Raw genomic sequence first — 1,386 nt, 5'->3', positions numbered from 1 at the left:
GATAGTAGCTGACCTTGAAAGGGCAAGGATAGAGACCCCTTTATTTTCTTGTAGTTTTTTGAAATCAGCTACTTTCTTCATTCTAAAAACAGTATATTATACCTTTTTTCTTTTGTCAAGTGTTTTTAAAAATTTTTTTCTTTCTACCGTCTATTTTTTTAAAAATTTCTTTTATTGTCCTTTCAGAGGGCAATTTTCCATATTTCAAATCAAACCACCGCCTCACATTCTCGTATGTCAACGGTTGGTTTATTTCATCCAACCATTTGTTTATCTTTTGAGCAAACCCCTCTATTTTTTCTGCCTTATTCATTTACCTTTTCTTTTGCCTCTTTTTTGTTTTATTTTATCTTCTTTTTCCCATTGCAAAAGAAAGTCAGCAAGCTTATTCAGCTTACGCTTTCTCCTTTCTTTTTGCAATTGATTCATAAGCCACTTTCCTGTTGGGATTGCTATTATGTCAGGAGAATGTTTAGCAAGCCAGAAGATGGCTTTATATAGTAGTTTTTTCATTCCGTTTTGCAAGAAGGCACTAATTTCACCCCCTTTTTTTCAAAAACTTCCCGTTGTCTTTTTGCTATTTTTTTCCCTTTAGAAAAATCTACTGGTTCTTTCATCTTCTCACTTCCTCCCTTCCCATTGGAAAAAACCTTATTCTGTTTGGAAAAAGGCTTTTTCCTCACTTGTTCCCATTAAATGGGAACAATATTCCATTATTTGATATTCGTTCAACGAGCTTTTACATTTATGCCCACAAAAGGACACTCTCCTTCAAACCAGCGAAGTCCATAATCACCTAGCCTACAAAAACGCAAAGTTCTTGTAATTATGAGGTTTTTTAATTCTTCACTAAAAAGACATTTTTCTGTCTTTTCTCCCTTAAATAACCCTTTAAATTCTTTTCCCTGCCCTCCTACAGCTTGTCCCTTAAACCGAATTATGCTGCCTATAGGGGCATCATTAATTCTTTTAGCTGTTCTTAATGTGCAGAAGATTTTGTATTCTTCTATCCATTTTTCTTGTTTTTCATCCCATATTCCCCAATCCCCTGCCCTATAGCAATATCTTTCGTCTTGGTGGACATCTTTTTTTTCAACTTTTCTTATCCACCCTACTACCTCCATTTTTCTTGTTTTCATTTTTTTCCTCCTCCCCGATGCCTTCTGCACCTGCGGGGGTTTGTCTCTTTCTCACCTCCTCCCCTGTGCTTTCTGCACTTGGGGTGTCTTTCTGTTATATATACGCATTTTTCCGTCAATTTTTGTCCCAGTTTTTGTTCATCTAGTCCGTAGAGGTTTTATTATCCCCAGCCAACCTGACAACACGCTGGCTGGCTGGGGATGTTGTCAGTTTTCCCTTTTCCCTATGCTTCCTCAAAAAGACCAG

The 1,386-nt window shown here is 36.8% G+C and carries 3 protein-coding genes; all 3 read right to left on the bottom strand.

Translation table 11 applies throughout. From position 1 onward, the window contains the following. Window positions 1–115: 115 nt before the first annotated feature. The 3 genes from AB1397_03000 to AB1397_02990 all read right to left on the bottom strand — a co-directional run bounded on the left by AB1397_03000 (window position 116) and on the right by AB1397_02990 (window position 1,139). The gene (locus AB1397_03000) at window positions 116–313 is read right to left on the bottom strand and encodes a hypothetical protein (protein MEW6481961.1); all 198 of its coding nucleotides are present in this window, start codon (window positions 311–313) and stop codon (window positions 116–118) included. Next, window positions 310–513, bottom strand: coding sequence for a hypothetical protein (locus AB1397_02995; GenBank protein ID MEW6481960.1), 204 nt, complete (start codon window positions 511–513; stop codon window positions 310–312). Before AB1397_02995 ends, AB1397_03000 begins: the two co-directional genes overlap by 4 nt. A 215-nt stretch (window positions 514–728) precedes the next feature. After that, window positions 729–1,139: a hypothetical protein gene (locus AB1397_02990; protein ID MEW6481959.1), complete on the bottom strand. Its 411-nt coding sequence runs from the start codon at window positions 1,137–1,139 to the stop codon at window positions 729–731. Between the last annotated feature and the right edge of the window lie 247 nt (window positions 1,140–1,386).

This window comes from bacterium, assembly GCA_040756715.1.
Lineage (GTDB): Bacteria > UBA9089 > UBA9088 > UBA9088 > UBA9088 > JBFLYE01.
The sequence above is the reverse complement of the archived record's forward strand: the minus strand, read 5'-3'. Positions and strand labels throughout refer to the sequence as shown.